The organism is Thermococcus radiotolerans, assembly GCF_002214565.1.
GTDB lineage: Archaea > Methanobacteriota_B > Thermococci > Thermococcales > Thermococcaceae > Thermococcus > Thermococcus radiotolerans.
Map to the genome: position 1 here is coordinate 494538 of NZ_CP015106.1, position 25540 is coordinate 520077.

General features: G+C 56.2%; 23 protein-coding genes and 1 tRNA gene. 6 read left to right on the plus strand and 18 right to left on the minus strand.

From position 1 onward, the window contains the following. Entirely contained in the window at positions 1 to 1302 is a 1302-nt protein-coding gene (locus A3L10_RS02695) for a hypothetical protein (protein ID WP_088866284.1), read from the minus strand. Continuing rightward, positions 1299 to 1712, minus strand: a complete 414-nt coding sequence (locus A3L10_RS02700; RefSeq protein ID WP_014011957.1) for an ArsR/SmtB family transcription factor — start codon at positions 1710 to 1712, stop codon at positions 1299 to 1301. The genes A3L10_RS02695 and A3L10_RS02700 overlap by 4 nt, the downstream gene beginning before the upstream one ends. A gap of 122 nt (positions 1713 to 1834) precedes the next feature. Here A3L10_RS02700 and A3L10_RS02705 point away from each other — a divergent pair, with 122 nt between their 5' ends. The 3 genes from A3L10_RS02705 (at position 1835) to A3L10_RS02715 (ending at position 5297) form a co-directional block, all read left to right on the plus strand. Beyond that, the gene (locus tag A3L10_RS02705) at positions 1835 to 2716 is read left to right on the plus strand and encodes an AEC family transporter (protein WP_088866285.1); all 882 of its coding nucleotides are present in this window, start codon (positions 1835 to 1837) and stop codon (positions 2714 to 2716) included. Positions 2717 to 2765: 49 nt separating this feature from the next. Then, entirely contained in the window at positions 2766 to 3785 is a 1020-nt protein-coding gene (locus A3L10_RS02710) for a M42 family metallopeptidase (protein ID WP_088866286.1), read from the plus strand. Positions 3786 to 4019: 234 nt separating this feature from the next. Next, on the plus strand, positions 4020 to 5297 hold the full coding sequence (locus A3L10_RS02715) for an AAA family ATPase (RefSeq protein ID WP_088866287.1): 1278 nt from the start codon (positions 4020 to 4022) through the stop codon (positions 5295 to 5297). A 12-nt stretch (positions 5298 to 5309) separates the two neighbouring features. Here A3L10_RS02715 and A3L10_RS02720 read toward each other — a convergent pair whose 3' ends face one another. The 6 genes from A3L10_RS02720 to serK form a co-directional block, all read right to left on the minus strand. Continuing rightward, the gene (locus tag A3L10_RS02720; RefSeq protein ID WP_088866288.1) at positions 5310 to 6320 is read right to left on the minus strand and encodes an SPFH domain-containing protein; all 1011 of its coding nucleotides are present in this window, start codon (positions 6318 to 6320) and stop codon (positions 5310 to 5312) included. Further along, entirely contained in the window at positions 6295 to 6816 is a 522-nt protein-coding gene (locus tag A3L10_RS02725; protein WP_088866289.1) for a hypothetical protein, read from the minus strand. Before A3L10_RS02725 ends, A3L10_RS02720 begins: the two co-directional genes overlap by 26 nt. 10 nt (positions 6817 to 6826) lie before the next feature. Further along, on the minus strand, positions 6827 to 7720 hold the full coding sequence (locus tag A3L10_RS02730; RefSeq protein WP_088866290.1) for a hypothetical protein: 894 nt from the start codon (positions 7718 to 7720) through the stop codon (positions 6827 to 6829). A 5-nt stretch (positions 7721 to 7725) separates the two neighbouring features. Continuing rightward, entirely contained in the window at positions 7726 to 8742 is a 1017-nt protein-coding gene (locus A3L10_RS02735; protein ID WP_088866291.1) for a hypothetical protein, read from the minus strand. An 81-nt stretch (positions 8743 to 8823) separates the two neighbouring features. Continuing rightward, entirely contained in the window at positions 8824 to 9477 is a 654-nt protein-coding gene (locus A3L10_RS02740) for an HAD family hydrolase (protein WP_088866292.1), read from the minus strand. A gap of 88 nt (positions 9478 to 9565) precedes the next feature. Then, positions 9566 to 10294, minus strand: a complete 729-nt coding sequence (serK, locus tag A3L10_RS02745) for an L-serine kinase SerK (RefSeq protein ID WP_088866293.1) — start codon at positions 10292 to 10294, stop codon at positions 9566 to 9568. Between the two features lie 99 nt (positions 10295 to 10393). On the opposite strand from serK, the gene A3L10_RS02750 reads away from it, so the two are divergent. Together A3L10_RS02750 and A3L10_RS02755 are read left to right on the plus strand one after the other, a co-directional pair. After that, positions 10394 to 11539 (plus strand): DUF763 domain-containing protein, encoded by a 1146-nt coding sequence (locus A3L10_RS02750; protein WP_088866294.1) that lies wholly within the window; start codon positions 10394 to 10396, stop codon positions 11537 to 11539. 45 nt (positions 11540 to 11584) lie between these two features. Further along, entirely contained in the window at positions 11585 to 12673 is a 1089-nt protein-coding gene (locus A3L10_RS02755; protein ID WP_088866295.1) for an AAA family ATPase, read from the plus strand. A 731-nt stretch (positions 12674 to 13404) separates the two neighbouring features. Here the strand turns inward: A3L10_RS02755 and A3L10_RS02760 are convergent. The 5 genes from A3L10_RS02760 to A3L10_RS02780 form a co-directional block, all read right to left on the minus strand. Next, positions 13405 to 13481 (minus strand) — tRNA-Val (locus tag A3L10_RS02760). A 38-nt stretch (positions 13482 to 13519) separates the two neighbouring features. Then, positions 13520 to 15262, minus strand: coding sequence for a tRNA guanosine(15) transglycosylase TgtA (gene tgtA, locus A3L10_RS02765; protein ID WP_088866296.1), 1743 nt, complete (start codon positions 15260 to 15262; stop codon positions 13520 to 13522). A 41-nt stretch (positions 15263 to 15303) separates the two neighbouring features. Beyond that, positions 15304 to 16212, minus strand: a complete 909-nt coding sequence (locus tag A3L10_RS02770) for an inorganic phosphate transporter (protein ID WP_088866297.1) — start codon at positions 16210 to 16212, stop codon at positions 15304 to 15306. A 93-nt stretch (positions 16213 to 16305) separates the two neighbouring features. Continuing rightward, the gene (locus A3L10_RS02775; RefSeq protein WP_088866298.1) at positions 16306 to 17355 is read right to left on the minus strand and encodes a glycosyltransferase; all 1050 of its coding nucleotides are present in this window, start codon (positions 17353 to 17355) and stop codon (positions 16306 to 16308) included. A 44-nt stretch (positions 17356 to 17399) separates the two neighbouring features. Next, entirely contained in the window at positions 17400 to 17678 is a 279-nt protein-coding gene (locus tag A3L10_RS02780; RefSeq protein WP_088866299.1) for a hypothetical protein, read from the minus strand. A gap of 90 nt (positions 17679 to 17768) precedes the next feature. Here A3L10_RS02780 and A3L10_RS02785 point away from each other — a divergent pair, with 90 nt between their 5' ends. Then, the gene (locus tag A3L10_RS02785; protein ID WP_088866300.1) at positions 17769 to 20369 is read left to right on the plus strand and encodes an ATP-dependent helicase; all 2601 of its coding nucleotides are present in this window, start codon (positions 17769 to 17771) and stop codon (positions 20367 to 20369) included. Here the strand turns inward: A3L10_RS02785 and A3L10_RS02790 are convergent. The 5 genes from A3L10_RS02790 to thiM form a co-directional block, all read right to left on the minus strand. Continuing rightward, positions 20361 to 21065 carry an RAD55 family ATPase gene (locus A3L10_RS02790; RefSeq protein ID WP_088866301.1) on the minus strand — a complete coding sequence of 235 codons (705 nt, stop codon included), beginning with the start codon at positions 21063 to 21065 and terminating at the stop codon, positions 20361 to 20363. The two genes, A3L10_RS02785 and A3L10_RS02790, sit on opposite strands and share 9 nt — an antisense overlap. A gap of 84 nt (positions 21066 to 21149) precedes the next feature. Further along, positions 21150 to 22994: a prolyl oligopeptidase family serine peptidase gene (locus A3L10_RS02795; protein WP_088866302.1), complete on the minus strand. Its 1845-nt coding sequence runs from the start codon at positions 22992 to 22994 to the stop codon at positions 21150 to 21152. Between the two features lie 54 nt (positions 22995 to 23048). Further along, positions 23049 to 24122 carry a bifunctional hydroxymethylpyrimidine kinase/phosphomethylpyrimidine kinase gene (gene thiD, locus A3L10_RS02800; protein ID WP_088866303.1) on the minus strand — a complete coding sequence of 358 codons (1074 nt, stop codon included), beginning with the start codon at positions 24120 to 24122 and terminating at the stop codon, positions 23049 to 23051. A gap of 4 nt (positions 24123 to 24126) precedes the next feature. After that, a complete protein-coding gene (gene thiE, locus A3L10_RS02805) occupies positions 24127 to 24750 on the minus strand; it encodes a thiamine phosphate synthase (protein WP_088866304.1) in 624 nt (207 codons plus the stop codon). Further along, positions 24740 to 25540 carry a hydroxyethylthiazole kinase gene (gene thiM / locus A3L10_RS02810; RefSeq protein WP_088866305.1) on the minus strand — a complete coding sequence of 267 codons (801 nt, stop codon included), beginning with the start codon at positions 25538 to 25540 and terminating at the stop codon, positions 24740 to 24742. The genes thiE and thiM overlap by 11 nt, the downstream gene beginning before the upstream one ends.

Consider the following 25540-nt stretch of genomic DNA (forward strand, 5'->3'; position numbering starts at 1 on the left):
TCACCCCAGATAGGCAGTCAGCTCGTCGAGGAGCTCCTTCACGCGCCTGTTGAGCAGGGTTCTGTCTATGCCGAGGCCCTCTATCAGCTCGGCGCTCTGCTCTTCCACTATCTCCTTCGCCTTCCTGACCACCAGCCTGTAGGCGTCGCCGTTCTCTATTGTGTACGTTTTGCCACCGGTCCTTATGCGAACCGTGCCGTCTCTGGCGGAGATTACGACGTCCTCTATGCGTATCTTGGCTCTCCCTCTGCCAACGCTGACCGAGACGTCGCCCGAGCGCAGGGATACAGTCTCGCCAAGGCTGAGGCTCTCGTTTCCGCTCCTGTAGGTTACTCTCTCACCGTCGACCTCGATGGAGTACTCGTCCGTCTGAATCTTCAGCCTGTCCCCAACCCTGGTCAGCTGGAAGCCGTTGCGGAGCTCCCTGATGGTCAGCATGTCCGCTGGGGGCATCTCGGGGTTGCCCTCGCGGAACCTCATCGGGCCTATCTTGACCTCCTCACCGCTGGGCGTCTCTATGACCTCGATGAAGGGCAGCTTCACGTACTCGAAGCCTTCGCCCTCGTAGACCTTGATGAATCCCAGGTCAACCACGCTGTCCCTCTTGCCCTTCTGGTAGAGCCTCTCTGGGTTCACGAGGTCGTTCACCCTTGAGACAAAGCCGGGATCCGCGGAGGTCTTCCGCCCGGCTATCTTCTCCTCGGTCCACACGATGACCGGGCTGAGGAGCCTCTTCGTTATCCTTCCGAGCGGCGTGTCAGCCTCGACCGTTACCTCTCCATCTATCACCCAGGCAACGTTCTTCCTTCCGAACTTCACGGGATAGGCCTTGCCGGTCCCCTTGAGCCTCACCCCGCCGAAATCGGCGCCTTCGAACTCGTATGCCTTGCCTTCAACTTTGATGTCGAGTCTCCTCTCATCGAACTTCGCCAGCAGGATTCCCGCTATGACGAGGACAACTGCGTAAGCGAAGGCCGTTCCCGAGTAGTCGTGAAGAGTCTCGGACATTCCCAGCCACCCTCCGAAAAACAGGAAGACGCTCGTCCAGAAGAAGCCCTTGGCTAGAGCGAAGACTATTCCGCTTATCGTCACCCCGAACCACTTGCCAACCGAGAGCAGCTCAAATGCAAACAGGAGCGCCACGATGGCGTAGACCAGCTGGTCGTTGTAGGCCTCAAGCCTCAGCGGCCCCTTGAACAGCCAGACGATGAGCAGTATCGCCGTGAGGGCTTTGATGTACTCCGCTATCCTGAACCTTGGACCTTCATGAGGAACGGCCCGATACTTCCAACCAAAACTCATTCTTCCACCTCCTCAAGGGCAGTTATTATCTCAAGCAAGCGCAAAAAGAGACGTCCGTCGGGCGATATTTCGTACCTTTCTCCCTTTCTCACCATCCGGGTTTTCACCAGGAGCTTCAGGTGGTGGGAAACGGTGGGGCTTTCCACCCCAAGGGCATCCTTTATCTCTTTGAAGCCCATCGGCCCCTCGGAAAGCATCTTCAGGATCCTTATCCTGTCCGGGTTGGCGAGGGCCTTGAGGGTTTTCGCAGCTCTCTCCTCGTCTATCTCGGGCAGGCTTCCGCCTTCGAGCTTTCTCCTGAGGCGGGCCTTTATCGAGAGCATGACCTCATCAACGGGGTCAATGCTTTCCTCCAGCACCTCCAGCCTCTTTTTCAGCTCTTCGAGCTGAACCTTCAGGTCGTTCTCCATGGTACCACCAGGTACAGATTTTTGTAGTACATTTTTCTGTACCTAACTAGTGCACTAGGTATATAAAAGTTTATCGGTTCGGATGCCAAAAACGTTTTAACGCTTAAACCCCAGTCTACTCCATGAACATCGCCGAGATGCTCGCCCTCATAGCGGTCGGCTACGTCCTCAAGAGGCTGGTTAAATCGGAGAAACCCTTCAACTACCTCCGAATCCTTGTGAACGACTTTCTCCTCGCCCTGTTCATCTTCGGAAACGTGGCGAGCAAGGACCTGAACTACCTCCTGAGCATAAAGACTGTCTTCCTCTACGTCTTCCTGATAATCTCGATAAGCCTCGGGTTTTCGTACATCTACGGCCGTGTCGTCCTTAAGAACGACCCCTGGGCCGGTGCGCTGATGGTTCTCTCAGTCTACCCCAACACGGCCGCCCTCGGCTTTCCGATAGCGAGCCTCTTCCTCGACGACATAACGCCGGCCATACTCTACTCCACGACCAACTCGATGATAGTCATCCCAATCGTCACCTTCATAGCGGCCCACTACTCCAGCGGCGGCGCGAGCGTTAAGGACAGCTTCATCAAGGCCCTCAAGTTCCCGCCGACGGTGGCGAACCTCGTCGCTCTTGCACTTGTCATAGCCGGCGTTCATCTTCCTACCCAAATCCTTGAGCCGATAAGAACCGTCGGCTGGCTCAGCATTCCCCTGCTTATCATCTACTTCGGCTCGCGGATAACGCTGAAGAGTTTCGACTGGCGCAAGCTCGCAGAGGTCGGGGCCTTCAGGATAGCGATTCCATTCACCTTTGTTTTTCTCACCCTCCGGTGGGCGGCCCCGGGCGTCTTCTACTCGGTCCTCGTCGAGGCCTCGATGCCCCCGGCCATAGCGGCCAACGCGATTCTAGCCCAGTACTGCCTGAAGGCCGAGGAGGCTATAAGCGTCACCTTCGTGCTGACCCTGCTCGTCATAGGGCTCTTCATGGTTCTCAGCGCGCTGATGGGCTGAGACCGATGCCCTTTTTAACCCTTCGACCTTTCTTTTAACGGTGGTCACGATGGAAAGGATGATTGAGATTCTCAGGGAAATTTTAGAGATACCGTCCCCAACGGGCTACACGAAAGAGGTTATGGCCTACATAGCTGGACTCCTCAACGAAAACGGCGTGAAAACCTACTTCACCAACAAGGGTGCCCTGATAGCGGGCAACCATCCGGAGCCGGAGCTCGTCATAGCGGCCCACGTTGACACCCTCGGCGCGATGGTTAAGGGGATCCTGTCGAACGGGCACCTGAGCTTCACGAGGGTAGGCGGCCTCCACCTTCCTGCCTTCGAGGGCGAGTACTGCACGATAATCACCCGCTCGGGGAAGAAGTACCGCGGAACGCTTCTCCTCAAGAACCCCAGCGTCCACGTCAACAAGGAGGCCGGAAAGAAGGAGCGCAAGGAGGAGAACATGTACATCCGCCTGGACGAGCTGGTAGAGAAGAAGGAAGACACAGAGAAGCTCGGCATAAGGCCTGGTGACTTCATAGCCTTCGATCCGAAGTTCGAGTACGTCAACGGCTTCGTTAAAGCTCACTTCCTCGACGACAAGGCGAGCGCCGCGGTGATGATAGACCTGATGCTCGATTTAGGTGCCAAGACCCTTGAAAAGCTCCCGGTGGCGTTCTTCTTCTCGCCCTACGAGGAGGTCGGGCACGGCGGTTCGGCAGGCTATCCAAGGAGCATGAAGGAGCTCCTCGTCGTCGACATGGGCGTCGTCGGCGATGGCGTCGCGGGCAAGGAAACCGCGGTATCGATAGCGGCCAAGGATTCGAGCGGTCCGTACGACTACGAGATGACGACTAAACTCATCGAGCTGGCCGAGAAGCACGAGATTCCCCACGTCGTAGACGTCTTCCCCTACTACGGCTCCGACGGCTCGGCAGCGCTCAGGGCAGGCTGGGACGTTCGCGTGGCTTTGATAGGCCAGGGCGTCCACGCAAGCCACGGCATGGAGAGGACGCACGTCAAGGGTATGCTCGCGACGAAGGACCTCATCAGGGCCTACATCGAAGACAGGTTCGGCGTTTGACCTCTTCTTTTTCCTCTAACTGGACCCCTAGAGATTCTTCGGAGAACATATACGAGCAGCCGCTCTTGGGTTTGTATGAGGGTAAAGGGATTAAAAAAAGTGAACGAGAGAGCTCACTCAATCTTCGCACCGCAGTTGGGAAAGACGGAACTATGGAGCATTAGAGTTCAAACCACTAGGGCAAAATGAGCAAAGCCCGAAACCTTTATAACGATTCCTGCAAGAATTATTCTCATGAGAATAATTCCTCGAAGAATTGAACGTGCCCTCCTAAAATACACCGGCTGGAAGATGCTCTATGGAAGGAGAAAGACGGGCAAGACCTTCCTCGTTGAGCACTTCCTCGACTACGACGAGTTCTTCTTCGTGAACAAGGACGGCACTGTCCACGACAGGCTGAGCAACGACAAAATGACCTATCAGGAGTTCATGAGGCTCTTTCCAAGGCTGGTTAAAGAAAAGAGAAGAATCGTCATCGACGAGTTCCACCGCCTTCCCGAGGGCTTCCTCGACCTCCTGCATGCCTACTCCACGGAGCAGGACAGTCAGGTGATACTCGTAACCTCAACCATGTGGCTCGCCCAAAGGCTGCTCTCGATGAGAGAAAGCCCTCTCCTCGGGATAGCTTTCCTCGTGAAAATCGGACTCATAGACGAGCGCGAAATTCTGGTGGAGCTGTCGAAGGAAGTGAAGGGTAAGGAGCTGATAGAGGCGTCCACCTACCTGAGAGAGCCCATGCTCGTGCCTGCCTACAAACCCCCGCTGAGGGACTTTTTAACCGGCTTCTTTTCGTCCTCCGGCTCCTTCGTGAGCGAGCTCGTTGGCGAGACCTTCAATGAAGAAGGCCACGAGCTGACGAGGGTTTACCTCGGGATAATGATGGAAGTCGCCAACGGAAAGGGGACGAGCACTGAGCTTTCTTCAGCGTTGTTTTCCCGCGGCCTGCTGAAGAAGGACAACCCCGGGACGCTCCAGAAGTATCTCACAATCCTCACGAAGATGGGCATCCTGCGCAAGTTCCTGGTTCAGGGCAAGAGACGCAAAAAGTTCGTTTACAGGCACGCCTCACCCCTCCTCGACCTGCACTTCTACCTTGAGGGCAAGTACGCCTACACGGAGCTTGAAACGTCTGTGGAGTTCATAAGAAAGGCGGTAGACTACAAGCTCCCGAGGCACGTTGAGGACTTTATAGCTGACTTACTGGCCAAGGCTTACGGCCTGAGAAGGGTCAGCGTGGAGCTCCCGGAACTTGAGCTTGACGTTGCTTTACAGGGGTTCAACAGGCTCGAACTGGTTGGAGAGGTCAAGTGGAAGGAGCGGGTGAAGAGGGAAGAGCTGCGGAAGATTGAGGAGAAGCTCTCCCGCTTCGACTGCCGCAGAGTGCTCGTGGTTCCGAGCGAAGACGTCCTTGAGCGTGAGCCCGAAGGAATAGAGGTTTTAACCCCTGAAGACCTGGTGGAAATCGCGAGGGAGAGCCTCGAGAAGACGTTAAAATCTGAAGGAGAAGAGTAAAAATTAAAACCCTCACTCAATCTTCGCACCGCAGACGGGGCAGAACTTCGCCCCTTCCGGAACTATGTGCCCGTTGGGGCAGCGCTTTATCTCATGGCCGCAGTAGGGGCAGAACCTCGCCCCCGGTGGAATCGGTTTGCCACAATAAGGACATATCTCCTGTTGCTGTGCCGCAGGAGCCGCCTGCTGGGCTGGTTGCTGTGGGTTCTGATATCCGGCCGGCGGGACGCCTCCACCGGCGTAGGGCTGGGCCGGCTGTGCGGGCTGAGCAGGTTGCTGGAGGAGCTGGGGCATTATCACCATTCCCGTGCCGAGGCCGGCGCCTTCGCTCTTTCCAAGCTCAGCGGCAACCTGCTTTGCCGTGTCCATCTGCATGACAGCCTGAGCGTTGCCGGTCTGCATTATCCAGAAGAGCCTCTGGCGCCACTCGTCGGTGGTGTTGACGCCCTCAATCTTGACATCGACCAGCTCAAGACCGAGCCTGCGGAAGTCCTCCATGAGTTTGACCTTTACCTGCGTGCTGACCATGTCGAGGTTCTGGAAGAGGTCAACTATCGAGTAAGCGCTGAGGTGCTTCATCATGCCCTCGTTGAAGTATGCCCTGATGAACTTGGTGACGTCGCTCGTGTCGTAGAGGCTCTGGCCGCCGACGACCTCGGTGATGAAGAGCACGGGGTCTGCCACTTTAAACCAGTAGACGCCGTAGTACTTGACTGGCGCCAATTCTCTCGTCTGCGTCTCCCCACCGTAGCGCCCCTGGAACTGCTTCATGCTGACGAAGATTACGGTGGCTTTGAATGGACTGTTTGAACCGCCGACGAGCCTGTAGAGGAGGGGTAGGTTCTGCGTAGTCAGCGTATGCCTTCCCGGCCCGAGGACATCGTAGATTTTGCCGTCGCGCATGAAGACGGCAACCTCGTACTCATGGACTATCAGCTGGGCACCCCACTTTATGACCTCGTTGGGGTAGCGCCAGATTATCTCGTCCTCTCCGGGGTTAACCCATTCTATGACCTGAACCATCCCACTCACCCGCCGCGAAGCTCATCCTCTTGCTCAAAATCTCCTCGAAGGAGTTGAGCTTGTCATCAAGGTTCAGAACCGCCATGCCGAGGGCCTGAGGGTTCGCTATCTGACCGTTCAGGGCCTTGACCTCGTTGAGTACCTCCTCCGCCAGCTCTATCATCTTGGCGTCGTACTCCAGGAGCCTGTTTAGCTCCTCCTCCTTGAACTTCACCCTGTCGAAGTAGCCGCGGTAACCGGCTTCCGCGTGCCTTACCCTGCTCTCAAGGGCCATGAGCTTCTTTCTCAGATTGTCTATGGCAACCATCTGGGCGCAGCCCACCATGGCGCACCTCTGAAGGGCACGCTCCATCTCCCTCCTGGCGAGGGCGAGCGTATCTGCCACCTTGCCCCGGACGAGCCTGTCATCCTCCCTTATGAGCTCCTTCTTCTTGTAGCCGTGGAAGCCGGGAATTACGAGCTCAAGCTTCTCAACTATCGAAGTTTCCTTCCCCATAAGCAACACCTCACATAGGCTTGAAATACAGGTTGCCCTTGTTGAGCCTCATAACCTCACTGACCTTTCTCTTCTTGACGGCACCTTTCCGGAATATGCCGAAGGCCCCTGCTCCCCCGGGGATGAGCCCGCCTATGAGCCCCCAGGCGCTCCCGTATACACCGGCCGCAATTATACCAATTACCAGCCCTGCCGCAAGAACCCCTGCTCCCAGGAGGCTGGCCTTCTTTCTGGCACCGCTCATGAGGGGATACTCCGCCTGGACAACCCTCCCATCGGTTCCGTCAATGTATCCCGCGAAGCTCTGCCCCCCGTATTCGTAGTGAACCTCCCAGAGGGGGTAGTGCACGAGCCCCTGGTACTTCACCTCAATCTCAACGCCGCCGAGGGATTTGTCCTCCTGGCTCGCTTCACTTCTGAGGGCGCTCTCCATGATGCTCCTCGCCATCGCTTCGGCCTCCTCTCTGGACATCTTGGGCTCGTAGTACTTGCCCTTTCCGACAACTGCCTCATCGAAGAAGCGCTTGCCCCTTATCGGGAACGGATAGTCCTTGAGCATCCCCTGGAAGGGTGAGCCTGCGGGGATTCCGACGAAGCGAACCTCCTCTATCGTTGACCAGCGTGTGCTCCTACCGTGGAGGTAGAAGAAGTAAACCGGCACCCAGTGGAGCTCCTTTTTCGTTATCTTCGCCCCGGTTATGTCCGCCGGAGCGCCGTACTGCCTGGAGAGAAACTTGAGCAGAACCCCCCCGGCGTCCTTCCTCATCGGCGGGAAGAAGAAGTGTTCGCCTACTTCCTCCCTCGTTTCGAGCTTGAAGGTCGTTCCGCAGTAGGGGCACGTTGCCACGCTCACGGTGTCTGGAACCTTAAACTTGGCCGAGCAGGTTGGGCATTGAACCTCCATGGCGATCACCTCTTAAACGCCCCCGTAAAGTGCCCCATGATGCCGGTGCTCCTCTCGGTTCTCTGTCCCTCCAGGACCAGCGACCCGAAGTAGCCGCTGGCTCCAGCTCCAAGTATCAGCGAGAGCACCGAAACCAGAGCCGAGCCGTTTGCACCGCCGTAGGCGGCTCCAGCCGCTCCTATGATGACGCCAAGGACGACGCCGGCCATGTACTGGGCGCGCCTCCAGATGGGCATGGGCTCGGTGGCGGCAACGTCCCTTCCGTCCCAGCCGGCGAAGACGGCATGGAATATCGAGTTCTCATGCTTGTAATAGACGGTCCACATTGGCAGAAGAATCAGAGAAACGTTCTGGGGCTCATCGGCGGTTATATCAAAACGCTCTATCCTGTCTGCCTTGGCTGAGTAGCGGTCCCTTATGACGTCTATCGCATCCTCGCGCATTATCATCTTCGCTTGAGTCTCGTCTATTTCAGTGTTGAGTATCTCCAGCTTTATCTTTCCCCACTGATCCTCGTCCAGCTCAAGGAGCTTTTTCCCCTTGGGCTTTGCCCTCGAGTAGTGGACGATGATGTCATCAACGCCGAAGCTCTTAATCTGCCTCCTCGCGGAGCCGATGAGGCTCAAAACCTCGTCAACGTAGTCGTGGTAGTGCCTCTCGACGGTATGGCAGTGGGTTTCGCCCTCCGAGTCCGTGTGGCACTCCTCCTCGCGCACCATGTACTCGACGTCACCCTCGACGTGAACGCTGCCCACCCAGTACGGGGCGTAGTGGCCTTCGATGTCAACTATCTCGATTTGCTCCTTCATGCGCTTGAGGTCGAAGTCCCTGTTGACGCGGTCCCAGAAGGCCTTGGCTATGGCGTTTTTATCGATGGTCGGGACGATATAGATGTTCTCCGTCTTCAGGTTTCCACTCACGTGGTTCGGAAAACCGCAGTACGGGCAGATGGCCACGATGGTTTCCGGGGATACTTCGAGGGGCGCACCGCACCTCTCACATTTAAATTCAATGGCCTCCATGAATCACCACAGTGCACATAACTACCTTGGAGTATTTAAGAGTGCCGGAGATTTTTATGAACCGTGGTAATATTGGAGGGCCTACAGCATTTTTCTTACCAGCCCCACAAGCTCCCGGAGGTCACTTACGTAGTAGTCGGCACCCTCGATTTTATCAAAGCGAGTTACGTTAACCACCTTCATGCCGGCGCGCTTTCCAGCGAGCACATCGTGACGGCTGTCGCCTATCATCAGCGCTTCCCTCGGCTTCAGATTGAGGGCTTTCAGGGCCTTTTCAACGAGATAAGGGCTAGGCTTGACGCCGTCCAGATTTGAATAGTCCTTTCCGTAAACAACCTCGAAGTGTTTTCTCAGATCGAAGAGGTTCAAAACGAACTCCGTGCATTCCTGGGAGGCGTTGCTCACTGCGGCGAGCCTCAGACCCATCGCCTTCAGCTCTCCAAGGGCATCAACGTCTGGGAAGGGCCGTATTTTTCCCCGTTCGGCCATCCACCGGCGGTACTCAAGGTTCACGCCGTCGACAATTTTCCAGAACTCCACGTGGTTTATGCCGAAGCTCTCAATGTAGCTCCTCGGCAGCTCGCCGGTTACGGTCTTTCTGTAGGTCTCGTAGTCCAGCTCGATGCCTCGCTCCCGAAGGGCCGGCATAACCCACTTCTCATACCATTCCCTGTGGTCGTAGCCCTCGTAGTAAACAAGGGTCTCGTCAACGTCGAATATCAATCCTTTGAGCATGCCTCGGCCTCCTGGACTGGTCATCATCCTTCAGCCGGTTGATCCTTCGTCATCGGCGTAGAAAGTAGGGAAAAGGAGTTAAAAACCTTCAGAACAGCTCCTCAAGCTTGACGTCGATCTTGTCCGGGTTGAATGGCAGGACGTGCCTGGTGGTCTTCGGGGAGTAGACCTCGCCGCGCTTGACGAGCTCCATGACCTCTTCTTTGCTCGGGGCCTTCCTGATGAAGACGTAGTCGATCTCGCCCTTACCCATGTCCTCCCTGGCGTCTTCCTTGAGGCCGTAGTAGATGAGCTCGATTTTACCCTCGACGCTCATCTCGTCGAGAACCTTGCTGACCTTCTTCTGCTCTTCGAGTCCGCCGGGGATGGAGAAGCTCTTCTCGCCGACGAGGGCAAAGGCTATCTCGCCCCTCTCGGCCTTCTCCTCGGCCTCCGGGTCCTCGATGACCTCGAGCCCCTCGGCCTTGAGCCTCTCGAGAACCTCCTCGAGGCTTCCCTTGAAGGCCGGGTACCAGGTGTAGACCTTGACATCGTCGCTGAAGTAGTCGAGGATGACGGACGGAGCCTTCTTGGCACCGAGCTTCTGGAGGCCGGCCCAGCGGTGGTGACCGTCAACGATGAGATACATGTCCTCACCGGGAACCTTGGCAAGGAGCATGGGCTTCCAGAAGATTCCACTACCGGTAACACTCTCGATGAAGGCCTCAAGCTCCTTCTGAACGAGCTGCTCGTGGGGCTTCATCTTGTCGAGCTCGATAAAAACGTAGTCAACCTTCTTGGTGGGAATGTCGTACTTCGGGACCTTTTCAACTCCCATGAGCATACCTCCCGTGGGTTTACGATGAGGGAAACGCGCCAGGGGATAAAAAGGTTGTGCCGGGCAAAGGTTAAATCGTTTCGAGACCAATAACCAACGATGAGAAACGTAGCGGATTTGCCCCTCCACGGCGGTCACGTTCCGGCGTGGCTGGCCCAGAGGATGAGGAAGCTCACCCGGTTAGTGCTGATTCTGGCGGTCGAGGAGTACGGAACGAAGGGTCTCCTTGAAAGGCTCTCCGACCCGGTCTGGTTCCAGGCCTTCAACAACGTCATCGGAATGGACTGGGACTCCTCGGGTTCAACCACAGTGACGGCTGGCATGATAAAGGACGCCCTCTGGAGGGAGGAGCTGGGGGTTAAAGCTGCAGGCGGGAAGGGCAAAAAGAGCCGGGCAACACCGGAGGAGCTGAAAACCATAGCCGAAGTTTACGAACTCGATCCAGAACCGTACGTGAGAACCTCGAGGCTGGTCGCGAAGGTGGACACCGTCGCCCTCCAGACCGGCTACCAGCTCTACCACCATGTCTTCTTCCTCGATGAGGAGGGCAACTGGGCGGTGATACAGCAGGGCATGAACGAGGCCGAGAGGATGGCAAGGCGCTTCCACTGGTTCGACGCTGAGACCTTCACCCTCGATCCCCACAAGGCCATCTCCGGGCTTAAGAGGGAGTTCGCCCTCAACACGGTCTCGAAGGAGTCGAGGGAGTACCAGAAGACGCTCCTCGACGTGGTGCAGGAAAAGCCGGGAAAGATAGAGCGTGAGCTGGAGAGCCTGAAAGCCATAGCCAAAGGCTACCGTCCGCTCGTTTACTACAAGCCCCGCGACGTCGATGAGGTCTCTCTGCTGAAGCGCTACGAGAGCCTCGGAAGGTTCGAGCTGAACAGAAAAGCCCTGGAATTCGCCCGTGAGCTGAGCGTGAATAACTACGAGGAGTTCCTCCTTCTGAAGGGCCTCGGCCCGAGCACTTTGAGAGCATTATCGCTCGTCCTTGAGCTGGTCTACGACGTCCACCCGAGCTGGAAGGATCCAGTAACTCACCCGCCAGATCCGTTCAAGTTCACCTACGCCGTCGGCGGCAAGGACCGCGTTCCCTTCCCGATAGACAAGCCCGCCTACGATGAACTCATCTCCTTCCTCGAGGAGCTCGTCTCAAGACACCCGGAGGAGAAAGCCCTCGTGAGAAACGTGACGAAGATAACCAAAAACTGGAAGTTCCCGGAGGGGGAGAAGAGGCCAACCTAAATCCTTTTAACTATCGGGGTGATAGTATACTATCGGGGTGGTAGTTTGTACTTCGATGAGAGACCCAAGGCCAGGAGAGAGGACCTATATGACAGGGAGAGGGAGTTAGAAGAGCTACTGAACTCCATAAGCTCACGGAAGCCCCTTATACTGCTCAAAGGGATACGCAGGCTTGGGAAGACCTCCCTCCTAAGGGTGGCCCTCAACGAAGCGAAACTCCCTCACGTTATAGTTGACCTTAGGGGAGTGAACCCCAACTCAAGGCGCGACCTCTACCTCCGCTTTCAGGCGGCACTCAACGAATACCTCTCGAAAAACGCGCCCCTCCTCAAAAGATTGAAGGACAAGATAAGGCTCATAGACGGCGTGAGGATCTCCGGTGTGGGAGTCTCGCTCTCGTGGAAAAACCCCGAAACGTTGTATTCCCTGATTTCTGCCCTTGAAAGCGAGGGGTTTGTAATAGCGTTCGATGAGGTTCAGGAGATTAGAGGGCCGGCTGGAAAGGAGCTGGCTTCATTAATAGCCCATTTCTATGACTACGGAGAGACGAGCTTCATATTGACCGGGAGTGAGATTGGACTGCTCTATGAATTCATAGGTATTGAGGACCCCACTGCTCCCCTCTATGGGAGGGTTTTTCACGAGATAGAGCTTTCACGGTTCTCAAGAGAGCAGAGCATCGATTTTCTACGTAAAGGCTTTGAACAGGCAGGGATAGAAGCCCCCGATGAAATTCTGGAAGATGCAGTCAACAGGCTTGACGGCATAGTTGGATGGCTCGTTAAGTTTGGGATAATCTCCCTCAGAGAAGGACTGGGCAAAAAAACGGTAGATATAGTTCTTGAAGAGGCTTCAAAGATGGCTTTGGGGGAGCTTGACCGCTTCCTTGAGAAGAGACCCCTCGCAAGAAAGCGATATTTGACGATTCTCCATGCAATAGCCCGCGGAAGGAACACTTGGAGCGAGTTGAAGACGGAACTCGAAAAAGCGGAAAAGCGCGAGATAACGGATGCAACCCTTGCAAGACTCCTCGACGCCCTCCTAAAGGCCTCGTTTATAGAGAAAAATGTCAACGGCAGGAATATTACCTACCACATAGCCGACCCCGTACTTGAATTTGCACTGCAGAGATAAAAACTGGTTATTGTGGAAACTGATTCATTGCGTCAAATCGAGCGAAGTTCAACATCATAAACGTGAAGTTTTCGGGGGAGTGAGGGCGTCAGCCCCCCAGCAACCTTTGCTTCGCAAAGCTTGACCAAAATGTCTCGGCCATTCAAAAGAGGGACGTGAGAGTCCGCATGCATCTTGATTGAGCATTTTGGATAGGGTTTACCACACAATCTAACACTTTAGGCGTGTTTTACTCCAAGTCAGCGCCCGAAGGGCGCTAAGAACAAGAAAACACACTCAAAACAGGCAAGTTAAAGTACAAACCCTCGTTAGAACCCGCCACCACAACAAGGCATGCCAACTTTGATGAAACTTTGCGCAGGCAAAGTTTCCTAACGTGGAGCCAAGCCCCACTGCGGGGGTTTGAGAGTACAGGAAACTTTGTCCAGCAAAGTTGCCCGATAGAGTTTATCAAAGTTTGTGATTCTTTTCCCCAAAAGTGTAGCTGGAAATGGTTTGCACTACCAAACTGCCATTTTAAGCTGGAATTCACATTTCACAAGCCTTAAAACAAGGGTTTAAACTCTTAAAGCGCTCCAACGGAGCGCGGGGAAAGTAAACCCACTCAAAAAAGCAACTTAAACTGGAATTACCTTATCAAACTCCCATTCAAAAAGGCAAACCCTCTCAAGGAAGCATATTAGAAGGGAATCACCGACCTTGATCAAACTTCGCGAAGGCGAAGTTTGTATTGGTGGGCCCGCGGGGATTCGAACCCCGGACCTCCACCTTGTAAGGGTGGCGTCATAACCATCTAGACCACGGGCCCGCCCGAAATAGGAGAAGGGGGGGATGTTATAAAATTTTCTACTTCCCGACGCCCCTGCGAACCTTCACGGCGAGGCCGCTCTGGAAGGTCTTCAGCTCCTCGCCGTTGAGGAGAGTCTGACCGGTCGCGAGGAGTTCGTCGTTCTCGTTCACCACCAGAACCTCGTCGTAAGACCGTATAGCCGGGTCGGCATCGACCACGAACTTGGCGAAGACGTTCTTGCCCTTCCTCGCGAAGGGCTCCGCGTCTTCGTTAACCACAACGCGCATCCTCGGGAACGGCAGAACCTCGTGGAGCCTTCCGGCACCTTCGATGCCGAGGGTCAGAAGGCCGTCCTCAGCCCTGAAGGTCGCGAGGTGCTTGCCTTTGGCCTTTATCTGCCTCGGCATGCCAGTCTTCCGGGAAAGCTCGACAAAGGCATCCTTGAACGCTTCTCCGGCACCTTCCCCGAACTGGTACTCCGCTATGGCCATGATGTAGCTCCTCGCTTCTCCCTTGGCGGGCTTGGTTATGGTGAAGTCCTCCTCGCCCTCGCTCTGGGCGAAGGGATAGCTGAGGCTGAGGTACTTCGGAATCTCTCCGAAGATTGGGTGGTTTACTCTCTCCGGGAATTTTTGAGCAACACGCTCGGCCCTCTCTTTGGCGCGCTGGACGATCGGCCAGCTCATCGCTTCCTCGCTCACCTTGAAGAAGGCACTCGCCTTGGTCACCGGCTCGTTCCTCTCAAGGTAGTCCCTGTACTCCAGCAGTCTTTTGTAGGCGGCGAACATCTTCGGGTGGGAGCGGGCACGCTCATCGACGAGCTCCCAGAGTGTTCCCTCCTTTATCGCCTGCTTGACCCGGTTGAGCTCCTCGCGGATCACCCAGAGGTTGTGAAGAGCTAAAAGCCTCGTTCTCTCTTCCTTCGGCATCTCGCGGAGCTCCTGCGGAGTGTAGCGGGAGCAGACCGGGCAGGAGCAGGGAAAGTACTCAAGCTCTTCGAGCCTCTTGGTGCCCTCGGGCGTCAGGTAGCGGTCGTCCTTTGCGTAGAGGGCATAGCTCGCCGAGTCGAAGAGGTCGATTCCCATCGCGACCGCTAAAGCGAAGATCATCGGGTGTCCTGCACCGAAGAGGTGAACCGGTCTGTCGGGCCTTAAACCGAGTTTTGAGGCTATTACAACGTCCACCAAATCGCGATAGCGGTAGCTCTCCATCAGCGGAACGACTGCCCCTACCGGGTGAATCTCGAAGTTCATCTTGCTAAGCTCCCTCGCGGCGTGGGTTCTCAGATCCGGGTACGTTGAACCCTGAACGGCGGCATTCATCGCGATGTTCTTGACCTCTTCGGCTTCCTTCGCCCTTTCGAGGGTTATCCTAAGGTCTTCCTCTGCTTTCTCCCTCGGAGCATCCGGTGGAGTCGGAATGTCGAGGAATGTGCCTATGTCAACGCCAATTCTCTCCTGAAACTCGATAATTTCGCGGTTCGTAACGTCCACGCCGCCGTAGCGCATGAGCTGGAAGGAGCCGGAGTCAACCTCGATTATGCCGTCGTAGTCGAGGAGCCTGTGGATTCCCACATCGAGGGCTTTCTCCCTGAGCTCGGGCGTCTTGTATATGATGTACGAGTTGGTGATCACCATTCCAAAGCCCATCTCCTTGAGTTCCCTCGGCGTCACTATCAGCTGCTTTGGGTTGATGACCGGCATTATCGCCGGTGTCTCTATCGTTTTTCCGTTAACGGTCAGCTTTCCTATCCTTCCGGCGGCGTCTCTCGCCTTGACCTCGAACTTAAACTCGACCATCTCTCAACACCGCTAAGCCCTTCGGTGGGGGGTTTAAAAGCCTAAGCTAAGAACGTTATGAGAACGTAGGATATCGCACCCGCGAAAACCGGCGCGATTACCCAGCCCTTCACGATTCCCACGAGGAGTTTGAGGTTCACGCGCTCGCCCTTGTAGAGGCCCAGACCGCTTATGGCCCCAACTATGGCCTGACCCGAGCTGACGGGCAGGCCTATCAGGTTGGCCGCGCTGACGGCCAGAGATGCCCCGAACTGGCTTGAAAAGGCCGAGGTTGGCCCGAGGGGCGAGATGTCCCTTCCAACCGTCATCATCACGTCGTAACTGAAGGTCAGCGCTCCCAGGGTTAGGGTAAGCGCCAGGAGGAGCTTAAACGGACCGTCTATTCCGAGGCCTTCCATCACTCCGGCCACGTTCGAAAGCTCGTTGGCGCCGAGGTTGAAGGCCGAAAATGCCGCCGCGGTGAAGACGAGCCACTTCTGGGTCAGCTCGAGGTTCCGCAGACACTTTATCCTTCTCAGCAGAGGCTTGTAGAGCCTGTAGACCGCCACCGCGAAGAGAGCGGCGACGATCGGTGAGAGAACCCACGCCGATGCTATTCTGCCAACCGTCCACCAGTCAACTGGCAGTCCGAGGGCGAGGGAAGCTCCGACGAGACCGCCTATTATGGACTGGGTCGTTGAGATCGGCCTTCCCCAGAGGCTCGCGAGGGTTACTGCAGAGGCGGCGCTGAAAAGGACGAGTCCGACCTCGCCCGCGGACATGCCCTCGGCGAGCCCGGAGACCGTTCCGGAAACGCCGGAACCTCCAAGGAAGACCCCTAGAGTGGTGAATATCCCTATGATGAGCACGGCTCTCTTGAAGCCGAGTACGCCTGAGCCAACGGCCGTTCCGACGGCCTTTGCGCTGTCGTTTGCGCCTATCGCCCACGCCATGAAGAGCGCCGTTATCATCGTCATCACTATAGTCTATTTGTTGCCCCATAATCTATATAGTCTATGTAGTACGGAAGTGAGCACTTAAAAGGGTTTCGCCCGGTATCCCCCTCATACCCTCCGGAGGAGCACCGAGAGATAGCCGTAGACGTGGAGAGTAAGGTAAAAGGCCGCCCAGAACCAGAGTATAATCGGAAACAGGAGCGCGTTTATCAGCCTTCCGCCCTCGAAGAGAGTCGGTAAAAGCATCGTGAAGGTCTCGAAGAACCACCAGAGGGCAAAGAGCTCGAACTGGCCGGTGAGCAGGAGAAGCGGGGGAACTATCACATCGAAAAACGCCACAACATCGGAGAGGAGCAGAAAGGCCAAATCCTTCGTGAAGCCTCCCCCGAGGTTTTTCAGGTCGCCGAGAAACCAGCGCTTCCTCTGGCGCCAGAGGACGGCAAGGCTCTTGGGCATCTTCGTCCATACCCTCGCGCGGGGAGCGTAGACAACCTTCCCAAACTCCTTAACGGCCTTCGTCGTGGCATAATCCTCAACGATGTCCTCAACGAAGCCGCCGATTCTCTCAAGGGCCTCCCTGCGGAAGGCAGCTATCGGTCCAGGGGCGAGGCTCAGATCGTCCAGCTCCTTGGCCCTGCGGAACATCGCTATCCGGAGATGTTCCGCGTCCTGCGCCATCTCAAGGAAAGAGCCTCCAGCGACGCGAACCTGGCCGCCGACACCGAGGACTTCATCTGAGTAGAAGCGCCTCACAAGCTCCTTAACCGCATCGGGTTCGAGACGGCTGTCCGCGTCGGTCGTCACTATAACCTCGCCGGAAGCCTTCGAGAGGCCGAAGTTCAAAGCCTTTGCCTTTCCGCCGTGCTCCACCCTGTAAACCTTCAACCTGGCGTTTGTGACAGATGAAGCGGCCTCAAAGGTGTTGTCCTCGCTCCCGTCATCGACCACTATGACCTCAAAGTCAGGGTAATCCTGGGCAAGGGCCGATTCTATGGCTCTGAGAACTCGCTCCCCCTCGTTGTAGGCGGGGATTATAATGGACACCTTGGGCTCCCATTCATTAATCCTGTAATTGCGGAAAAGGCTAATTATGTAATTGAAGAAAAAGTAGCCGTCCCAGAGGAAGATGACGATGAGACCAAGGAGGAGCGGGTTCATGTTGGGAATTCCGGTAGGGAGCTTTTAATCTTTATCCGGGAGTTCTAAGGAGAAGGATTCCCAATCCTGTACCTCACTACGTACCTGCCGTGCTCGAACTCGTCTTCCTCGGCCTCCAAAACCTCCACGGGCTCGATTTCCAGGCCGAAGTCCAAGGCTTCCCACTTGATATCATCGAAGTAGTCATAGAGCCCGCACGTGGCGCAGAAGGAGCCGGAGAACTCGATGATGACCTCGTCCCCATCAACTCGCAATATCCTTGCTTGAGCCTCGCTTCCGTGAAGCCTGTTGAACTCCTCTATGACGCGCCTCAGGGATTCCATGTTCCCACCGATTTTAGTTCTCAATTGGCACTTAAAAAGTTTGTTAAGATAACCGAATAGCTTAAAAATCGAAAACCGAACCAACCTTCGATGAGCGAGGAAAGGATACGCTACGCCGAAAGGGAATACACGGATGAAGAGATATTCGAGATCCTTACTGAGCCGGTTAGGGAGTGGTTTAGGCGGAAGTTTGGAACCTTCACACCGCCGCAGCGCTACGCGGTTATTGAAATTCACAAAGGCGAGAACGTGCTCATCTCATCTCCAACCGGTTCAGGAAAGACGCTCTCGGCCTTTCTCGCGGCCATAAACGAACTGATACTTTTGGCCAAGGCCGGGAAGCTTGAGGATAAAATCTACGTGCTCTACGTCTCCCCCCTGAGGGCGCTCAACAACGACATCAAGAGGAACCTTGAGGGCCCCTTGGCCGAGATAAAGGAGGTGGCAAAGGAACTCGGCTACGAGATTCCGGACATAAGGGTGGGCATAAGGACGAGCGACACATCGAGCTACGAGAAGAGCAAGATGGTGAGGAGGCCGCCGCATATACTAATCACAACCCCCGAGAGCCTTGCCATAGCCCTGAACGCCCCGAAGTTCCGCGAGAGGCTCAAGACGGTCAAATACCTCATCATAGACGAGGTTCACGCGTTAGCTGAGAATAAGAGGGGAACCCACCTCGCGCTCAGCGTTGAGAGACTCGCCAGCTGGTCGGAGAACGAGTTCGTGAGGATAGGTCTGAGCGCGACGATACACCCCCTCGAAGAGGTCGCGAAGTTCGTCTTCGGTTTTGACGACGATGGGAAGCCGAGGCCGGGCCTGATAGTTGACGTCAGCTTCGCCAAGGAGACGAAGATATGGGTCGAGAGCGTGGTTGACGACCTCGTTTACACGGACGCCGGAACACTCAGCAATGCCCTGTACAGCCGCCTGGCGGAGCTCATCAGGGAGCACAGGACAACGCTCATATTCACAAACACGAGGAGCGGCGCTGAGAGGGTCGCCTACAATCTGAAAAAGCGCTATCCGGAGTTCGAGGGGTTGATAGAGGCACATCACTCAAGCCTTTCGAGGGAGGTTCGGTTGGACGTTGAGGAGAAGCTCAAGAGGGGGGAGCTTAAGGCGGTTGTCACCTCGACGAGCCTTGAGCTTGGAATTGACATCGGTACAATTGACCTTGTAATCCTTATCGGTTCGCCAAAGAGCGTCAACAGGGCTCTGCAGCGCATTGGCAGGGCTGGCCACAGACTCCACGACGTCAGCAAAGGAGTGATCCTCGCCCTCGATCGCGACGACCTGGTCGAGGTTATCGTCTTGGCACACAACGCGAGGAACAGAAGGCTCGACCGGATAAGGATTCCCAAGAACCCCCTCGATGTCCTCGTCCAGCATCTCCTCGGGATGGCGCTCAATCAGGTGTGGAACGTTGAAGACGCATACAGGCTTGTGAGGCGCGCTTATCCGTACCGTGACCTGCCCTTTGAAGACTTCATGAGCGTTCTCCGCTATCTCGCCGGGGAGTACGCTGGCTTAGAGGAGAGGAAGGTTTACGCCAAGATATGGTTTGAAGACGGCCGCTTCGGAAGGCGCGGCAAGATGACGAGGGCCATCTACTACATGAACACAGGCACGATACCGGACGAGGCAAAGATCAGGGTTTACACCATGGACAAGCAGATGATCGGAACCGTAGAGGAAGAGTTTGCCGAAAGGCTGATGCCCGGCGACATCTTCGTCCTGGCGGGCAGAACATATGAATTCGTTAAAAGCAGGGGCAACAAGATTTACGTGATTCCCCGCGAGGGGGCGAAACCGACAATTCCTGCCTGGTTTTCGGAGATGCTTCCGCTCAGCTTTGACCTTGCCCTCGACGTGCAGCGCTTTAGGAGAGAGGTTGCCAGCTTAGTGGACAACCGCCGCGCCAAGAGCCTGCTCATGAGGAAGTACGGTATAGACGAGAGGGCCGCTAAGGCGATTTTGACTTATTTCCGCGAGCAGGCAAAGTATTCAACGGTTCCGGACGACGAGACGGTTCTCGTTGAGGAAGTCCTCGGGGAGAAGCGCAACCGCTACTTCTTCCACACACTCATCGGGAGGCGCGCGAACGACGCCCTGAGCAGGGCCTTCGCCTATCTCGTGAGCAAGTGGAAGAACTGCAACGTTGGGATAGCGATAAACGACAACGGCTTCGCCCTGCTCCTTCCGCCCGAGAAGAGGTTGAGCGAAGAGGAGATAAAACAGCTTTTCGAGCTTGAAGACCTCCGTGAGACTCTCAAGAGGGCACTCGACAACACGGAGCTCCTCAAGAGGCGCTTCAGGCACGTCGCCAACCGTGGACTGCTAATACTTAGGAGGTACATTGGAAGGAGCAAGCGCCTCGGCAGACAGCAGGTTATGGCAGTTGCACTGCTCAAAGTGCTCAAGGAGAACCACCCGAACTTTCCGCTACTCAAGGAGGTCTACCGCGAGATAATGGAGGACAAGATGGATGTTGAGGCTGCCGAACTCTTCCTCGGCTGGGTCCGGGAGGGAAGGATAAGGGTGGTGGTCGAGCACAACGAACTCCCAAGTCCATTCGCCTTCAACCTTGAGGTGATAGGCTCAAGCGACGTGGTCCTCATGGAGGACAGAAGGGAGATGATAAAGCAGCTCCACAGAAAGATAATGGCGATGATAGAGGCGTCAGGGTAGTGAAATGACGCGATCGTGGTGGACGACTATTCCCCTGTCGGTTATCTCGTAGGGGCGCATGCTGGAATCGAAGCCGCTTCCCCTGAACTTCAGTATCTTCAGTCCGCGGTAGAGCGTCCCCTGAATGTCAAACATCCTCAGCTCTATCAGCCCGCTGACAAGGTACTCCTCGATGTCGGTCTTCTGGAGCTCGGACGTCATCAGGACGGTGGCCCTCATGCGCATCATTGATTTTATGAACCCCAGGAACGCCTTTCGGTACTCCATCTCGTTGGAGGCGGTGAGCTTCAGCATGGTCACGGGGTCGAGCACGACCCTGGTGTAGTGCCTCTCCCTTATCTGCTCCCTTATCGCGTTTGTCATCTTCTCCAGACTGCCTGCGAACGACTCGAAGAAGTCCTCCACGAGGACGTACCTCTCCGAGGTCGGCGTCGCATCTATCAGAGTGAATCGGCTGTCGTTGATTCTAAAGCCCATCTTGGCCATGTCCGCCCTAAGGTTCTCGGCCGGCTCTTCGAGCGTCACGTAGAGAACGTTCTCACCGTTGGCGATTCCCGCCATTGCGAAGTGCATTGCGAGCGTTGTTTTACCCGTGCCGGGAGCACCTTTTATCAGGTACGTCCTTCCGGGTATTAAACCGCCCCTGAGCATGACATCGAGTCCTGGGATACCCGTTGATATCCTTTTGCCGTACATGATTCCGCCCCTAGTTTATTACTCTCATTCCTAGATATAAGAACTTTTCGAGCTTCACGGAACAAAATGGAAATGGTTGGGATATCAAACCGTCCTGATGACGAAGGCCACGAGGTCGGTCAGCTCCCTCGCCCTCGTTTCGGGTGAGGCACCCATGTGGCCGCTCTTGGTCTCGACGCGGAGGTAGACGGGAGCGCCTACCTCCTTCATCATCATGAAGAACTTGAGCGCGTGCGCAGGGTGAACGCGGTCGTCGTGGAGACCGGTATAGATGAGCGTCGGCGGATACTTGCCGGGCTTTACGTTGTGGTACGGGCTGTACTTAAGCAGGAACTCCCTGTCCTTCGGGTCGTCGGGGTTTCCGTATTCGGGAACCCACACGCTGCCAATGTAGAGCTTGTGGAACCGAAGCATGTCGATGACGGGGTAGCCTATCAGCGCAGCGTCCATGACGTCCGGCCTCTGGGTGAGCGTTGCCGAGACCAAAAGTCCGCCGTTGCTCCTGCCCCACGCGGCAACCCTATAACCTTCGGCCTTGAGCTTGCCGAGAACCGCTATGAAGTCGTCGAAGACGTTCTGCTTGTTCTCCCTCATTCCGGCGCGATGCCACTCCTCACCGTACTCGGAACCGCCGCGGAGGTTGGCCATCGCAAACGTTCCGCCGCGCTTTATGAAGGGTATCGCCTGTGGGAAGAACCTCGGGGTTAGGGCTATGTTGAAACCGCCGTAGCCGAAGACCCACGCCTTCTTCTCGTCCCTCTCACCCTTCACGAGGAAGTAGTGAACCCTCGTCCCGTCCTTTGAGACCACAAAGTCCTCCTCGACTTTGAAGTCCCCTTCAACCTCCTGCCCCTCTACGAGTTTAAGCTTCCCATCGAACTCGTAGAGCCTGTACGGAACCGTGAAGCTCTCGTATCTTATGAGCGCCTTCTTTCCATCGGTATCGAGGGGATGGGCGCTTCCCGGAAGGTCGAACTTCACTTCATCCAGCTTTTCACCGTCCAAGGAATAGATCTCAAGGCGGTAGCTCGCGTGGACGAGCCTGCCGGCGAGTATTTTCCCGTCCACGATGATTGCCCACTCTAGCGGGAATTCACCTTCAGGAATAATCTCGGTAACTTCGCCGTCTCGGACTGCCACGACCTTTCCGAGGCCTTTCCCCTCCCTCGTGAGGACGTAGAGCTTTCCGTCGATTACATCGATCGGCTCGGCGGGCACCTCCGCTGAATATGCCTTCTCCCACCTATCCGGCTCCCCTACCGGCCCGACGTATATCTCCGCCCTGTTCCAGCCGAAGGTCACAGTTACCATCGCCGTTTCCCCGTCGGCGCTCTTCCTCAGCGAGATGAAGTAGCCGGAGCCGAGCCCCTCGCCGAAGACCATCCTCTCCCCACTGCCGTCCTTCCAGAAGAGCCTCACAGCAGGGGCCTTAACCCCGTCAGGCGTTTCACCGTGCCGATAGAAGCGGGAGAAGTAGTAGCCGTCCCCAAGGAAGGTCACGTTCCAGACTGAGGGCTTCATCTCGTCGATGAGCTTTCCGGTTTTGAGGTCTATGATTCGGGTTATCCCCTCGTCGGCGCCGCCTATCGAGAAGCTGTAGGCGAGAAACCTTCCCTTCCCGTCGGCGGTGAAGCCCTGGAGCAGAATCTCGTCGTTGAGCTCCTCCTCAAGGGCTTTGGAGTCAACTATGACATCGCCACCGAGCCATCTGATGAGCTGTCTTTCCCTCTCCTTGTACATCGCTATGATGCCCTTCTCGGTGAGCTTCGCACCGTAGAGCGTCGGCATTGAATAGTACTCCCAGACCTCCGGAAACAGTTCGTCGCTCAGCTCTCCAATGAACTCCCTAAAGCGCTCGTTCTCTTCCTCAACGAGCCTGAGAACCCGCTCATCTTCGAGGTTTTCCATCCAGGCGTAGGGGTCTTTCATGAAAATCACCATTAAGATGGTAGCCTTAACGCTAATAAGGGTATCGGTGGGAATTCACAGCCCTACCTTTTTCACCACCTCCCACGGAGAGGTTCCGAATACCTGTTCTCCATCGTGAATCAGCAGACACCTGAACTCTGACCGTTCCAGCATTCTCCGGAGCAAAATGCCGGCGATGTCCTCCGGAGCGCCGAAGGTTATTTCTCCGTTCCTCAGAACGGCAATGTTTTCCCCCTCGGCACCGTAGGGCAGTGGGAGTGCGCAGACAAGAACCGCGTTCTCAGCGCCGCTTAGGGCATTCCTCACCGAGTTCAGCTCCTCGTAAACCTTCCATTTCAAAGCGGGAACGTCCCTCCACGCGTTCTGGTTTACCGGGCAGTGTCCGCGGCCGAGGCTCACCCCGTACCTGATGCCCATCGTGATGAACCTCTTAGCTTCCCCAACGGCCTCCTCCAGGGGTTTTCCCTTGGCGAGGTTTGCCGCTATTGCAGCCGAGAAGGAGCAGCCGGTTCCGTGGGTGCACCCCTTCACGAACTCCGCCCGGTACTCCCTGAATCTGCCATCGTAATACAGCACGTCAACGGCCTCACCGAGCTTCAGGTGGCCGCCTTTGACCACCGCCGCCCCCGCTCCGAGCTCCTCCACGATAAGCTTGGCCGCCCTTTTAGCGTCCTCGAGTGTTTTTATCTTGATCCCCGTCAGACGCTCCGCCTCTGGAACGTTGGGGGTTACAACGGTGGCGAGGGGAATTATCCGGCTCACGAGGGCATCGATTGCATCCTCCCTGAGCAGAACCGCGCCGCTCTTGGCTATCATCACCGGGTCGACGACGAGCGGAAAGCCGTACCTTTTGACGGTCTTTGCCACGGCCTTTATTATTCCCGCGTTGCTCAACATTCCAGTTTTTGCCGCATCGACCCCGATGTCGTCTGCGACGGCCTCTATCTGGCTCACCACCACCTCGGGCGGGATATCGTGGATCGCCCGCACCTCAAGGGTGTTCTGGGCGGTTACCGATGTTACCGCCACGAGCCCGTGGACACCGAAGGAGGCGAAGGTTTTGAGGTCCGCCTCTATCCCGGCACCTCCTCCGCTGTCGCTTCCGGCTATCGTGAGAGCGGTTCTCATACCATCACCCCAAATATTCGTCTATTATCCTCCTCATCTCAAGGGTGGCGCGCTTAACGTCGGGGGCCCCAACTATGGCTGAGATAACCGCTATCCCATCAACCCCGAGCCTCAAAACCTCCCGGACGTTTTCATGGTTTATTCCCCCTATCGCCACCACGGGGATTTTTACGGTCTCCAAGACTTCCCTAAGGCCATCGAGACCGAGATAGCGTGCGTCCGCCTTTGTCTTCGTTGGGAACACGGCCCCGACACCCAGATAGTCTGCCCCATCTCTCTCGGCTTTCATCGCTTCCTCAAGGCTGTAGACTGACGCTCCTATCAGCAGGTTTGGGGCGATTTCCCTCACCAACTGGACGGGCATGTCGTCCGGCCCCACCTGAACGCCGTCTGCATTCACCGCGAGGGCAACGTCCACCCTGTCGTCCACGAAGAAGAGGGCGCCGTACTCGTCGGTGAGCTTCCTCAGCCGTTTTCCGATCTCGACCATTTCCCTGGTCGGGGCGTCCTTTATGCGCATCTGTATCGCCGTTGCTCCACCTTCCAGAGCAGCCTGCACCGTCGATACCTCATCCCTGAACCGTCTGTCGGTTATGACGTAGAGCCTGAGCCTTTCCCTAAGGCTCAACTTGCCTCACCCTGGCCACTTTTTTCACCAGTTCCCCGTCGATCCGGTAGAGCCAGTCGTAGAGCTTCACGTGGAAGGTTCCGGGATAGGGGGCTTCATCGTAAGCCTTTTCGGCGGCAACTCCGAAGACCACGAGGGCAGATACGGCGGCTCTAAGGGGCTCCTCAACAGCTGCAAAGGCGCCGGTGATGGCCGTCACCATGCATCCCGTCCCGGTAACTCTTCCGAGCATTTCGTGCCCGTTTTCAACGGCGTAGGTTTTTTCTCCGTCGCTCACGTAGTCGACGGGTCCCGTCACGGCAACCACCGTGCCGAATTCCCTTGAGGCCTCGATGGCAAGTTCTCTCGCCTCATCCGGGCTGTACGCCGCGCTGTCAACACCTCTGGTCTTCCCGTGCTCCCCGAGAAGTGCGGCTATCTCCCCGAAGTTGCCCCTCAGAACCGCTATCTCTCCCTCCTCAAGAAGCTGCAACGCCGTCTCGGTTCTGAGCCTCGTCGCACCTGCCCCAACGGGATCGAGAACGACGGGCTTTTTCAGTCTCTTTGCGGTTCTGACGGCTTCCATCATCGAGGCGATCCAGTGCTCGTCAAGCGTGCCGATGTTGACCACCAGTGCATCCGCTATCCCGAGCATCTCCTCAAGCTCTCCCCTAGCGTGGGCCATTACGGGCGAAGCCCCAAGGGCGAGGAGCGCGTTAGCTGTGGTGTTCATCACGACGAAGTTGGTTATGTTCTGCACCAGCGGGCGTTTTTTGCGCATCCTATCCAGACTTTCGGCTATCCACTCCAT

Excerpts from the sequence above, each read along its gene's own strand:
- A3L10_RS02695 (WP_088866284.1), bottom strand. The coding sequence starts at position 1,302 with ATGAGTTTTGGTTGGAAGTATCGGGCCGTTCCTCATGAAGGTCCAAGG.
- A3L10_RS02700 (WP_014011957.1), bottom strand. The coding sequence starts at position 1,712 with ATGGAGAACGACCTGAAGGTTCAGCTCGAAGAGCTGAAAAAGAGGCTG.
- A3L10_RS02705 (WP_088866285.1), top strand. The coding sequence starts at position 1,835 with ATGAACATCGCCGAGATGCTCGCCCTCATAGCGGTCGGCTACGTCCTC.
- A3L10_RS02710 (WP_088866286.1), top strand. The coding sequence starts at position 2,766 with ATGGAAAGGATGATTGAGATTCTCAGGGAAATTTTAGAGATACCGTCC.
- A3L10_RS02715 (WP_088866287.1), top strand. The coding sequence starts at position 4,020 with ATGAGAATAATTCCTCGAAGAATTGAACGTGCCCTCCTAAAATACACC.
- A3L10_RS02720 (WP_088866288.1), bottom strand. The coding sequence starts at position 6,320 with ATGGTTCAGGTCATAGAATGGGTTAACCCCGGAGAGGACGAGATAATC.
- A3L10_RS02725 (WP_088866289.1), bottom strand. The coding sequence starts at position 6,816 with ATGGGGAAGGAAACTTCGATAGTTGAGAAGCTTGAGCTCGTAATTCCC.
- A3L10_RS02730 (WP_088866290.1), bottom strand. The coding sequence starts at position 7,720 with ATGGAGGTTCAATGCCCAACCTGCTCGGCCAAGTTTAAGGTTCCAGAC.
- A3L10_RS02735 (WP_088866291.1), bottom strand. The coding sequence starts at position 8,742 with ATGGAGGCCATTGAATTTAAATGTGAGAGGTGCGGTGCGCCCCTCGAA.
- A3L10_RS02740 (WP_088866292.1), bottom strand. The coding sequence starts at position 9,477 with ATGCTCAAAGGATTGATATTCGACGTTGACGAGACCCTTGTTTACTAC.
- serK (WP_088866293.1), bottom strand. The coding sequence starts at position 10,294 with ATGGGAGTTGAAAAGGTCCCGAAGTACGACATTCCCACCAAGAAGGTT.
- A3L10_RS02750 (WP_088866294.1), top strand. The coding sequence starts at position 10,394 with ATGAGAAACGTAGCGGATTTGCCCCTCCACGGCGGTCACGTTCCGGCG.
- tgtA (WP_088866296.1), bottom strand. The coding sequence starts at position 15,262 with ATGGTCGAGTTTAAGTTCGAGGTCAAGGCGAGAGACGCCGCCGGAAGG.
- A3L10_RS02770 (WP_088866297.1), bottom strand. The coding sequence starts at position 16,212 with ATGATAACGGCGCTCTTCATGGCGTGGGCGATAGGCGCAAACGACAGC.
- A3L10_RS02775 (WP_088866298.1), bottom strand. The coding sequence starts at position 17,355 with ATGAACCCGCTCCTCCTTGGTCTCATCGTCATCTTCCTCTGGGACGGC.
- A3L10_RS02780 (WP_088866299.1), bottom strand. The coding sequence starts at position 17,678 with ATGGAATCCCTGAGGCGCGTCATAGAGGAGTTCAACAGGCTTCACGGA.
- A3L10_RS02785 (WP_088866300.1), top strand. The coding sequence starts at position 17,769 with ATGAGCGAGGAAAGGATACGCTACGCCGAAAGGGAATACACGGATGAA.
- A3L10_RS02790 (WP_088866301.1), bottom strand. The coding sequence starts at position 21,065 with ATGTACGGCAAAAGGATATCAACGGGTATCCCAGGACTCGATGTCATG.
- A3L10_RS02795 (WP_088866302.1), bottom strand. The coding sequence starts at position 22,994 with ATGAAAGACCCCTACGCCTGGATGGAAAACCTCGAAGATGAGCGGGTT.
- thiD (WP_088866303.1), bottom strand. The coding sequence starts at position 24,122 with ATGAGAACCGCTCTCACGATAGCCGGAAGCGACAGCGGAGGAGGTGCC.
- thiM (WP_088866305.1), bottom strand. The coding sequence starts at position 25,540 with ATGGAGTGGATAGCCGAAAGTCTGGATAGGATGCGCAAAAAACGCCCG.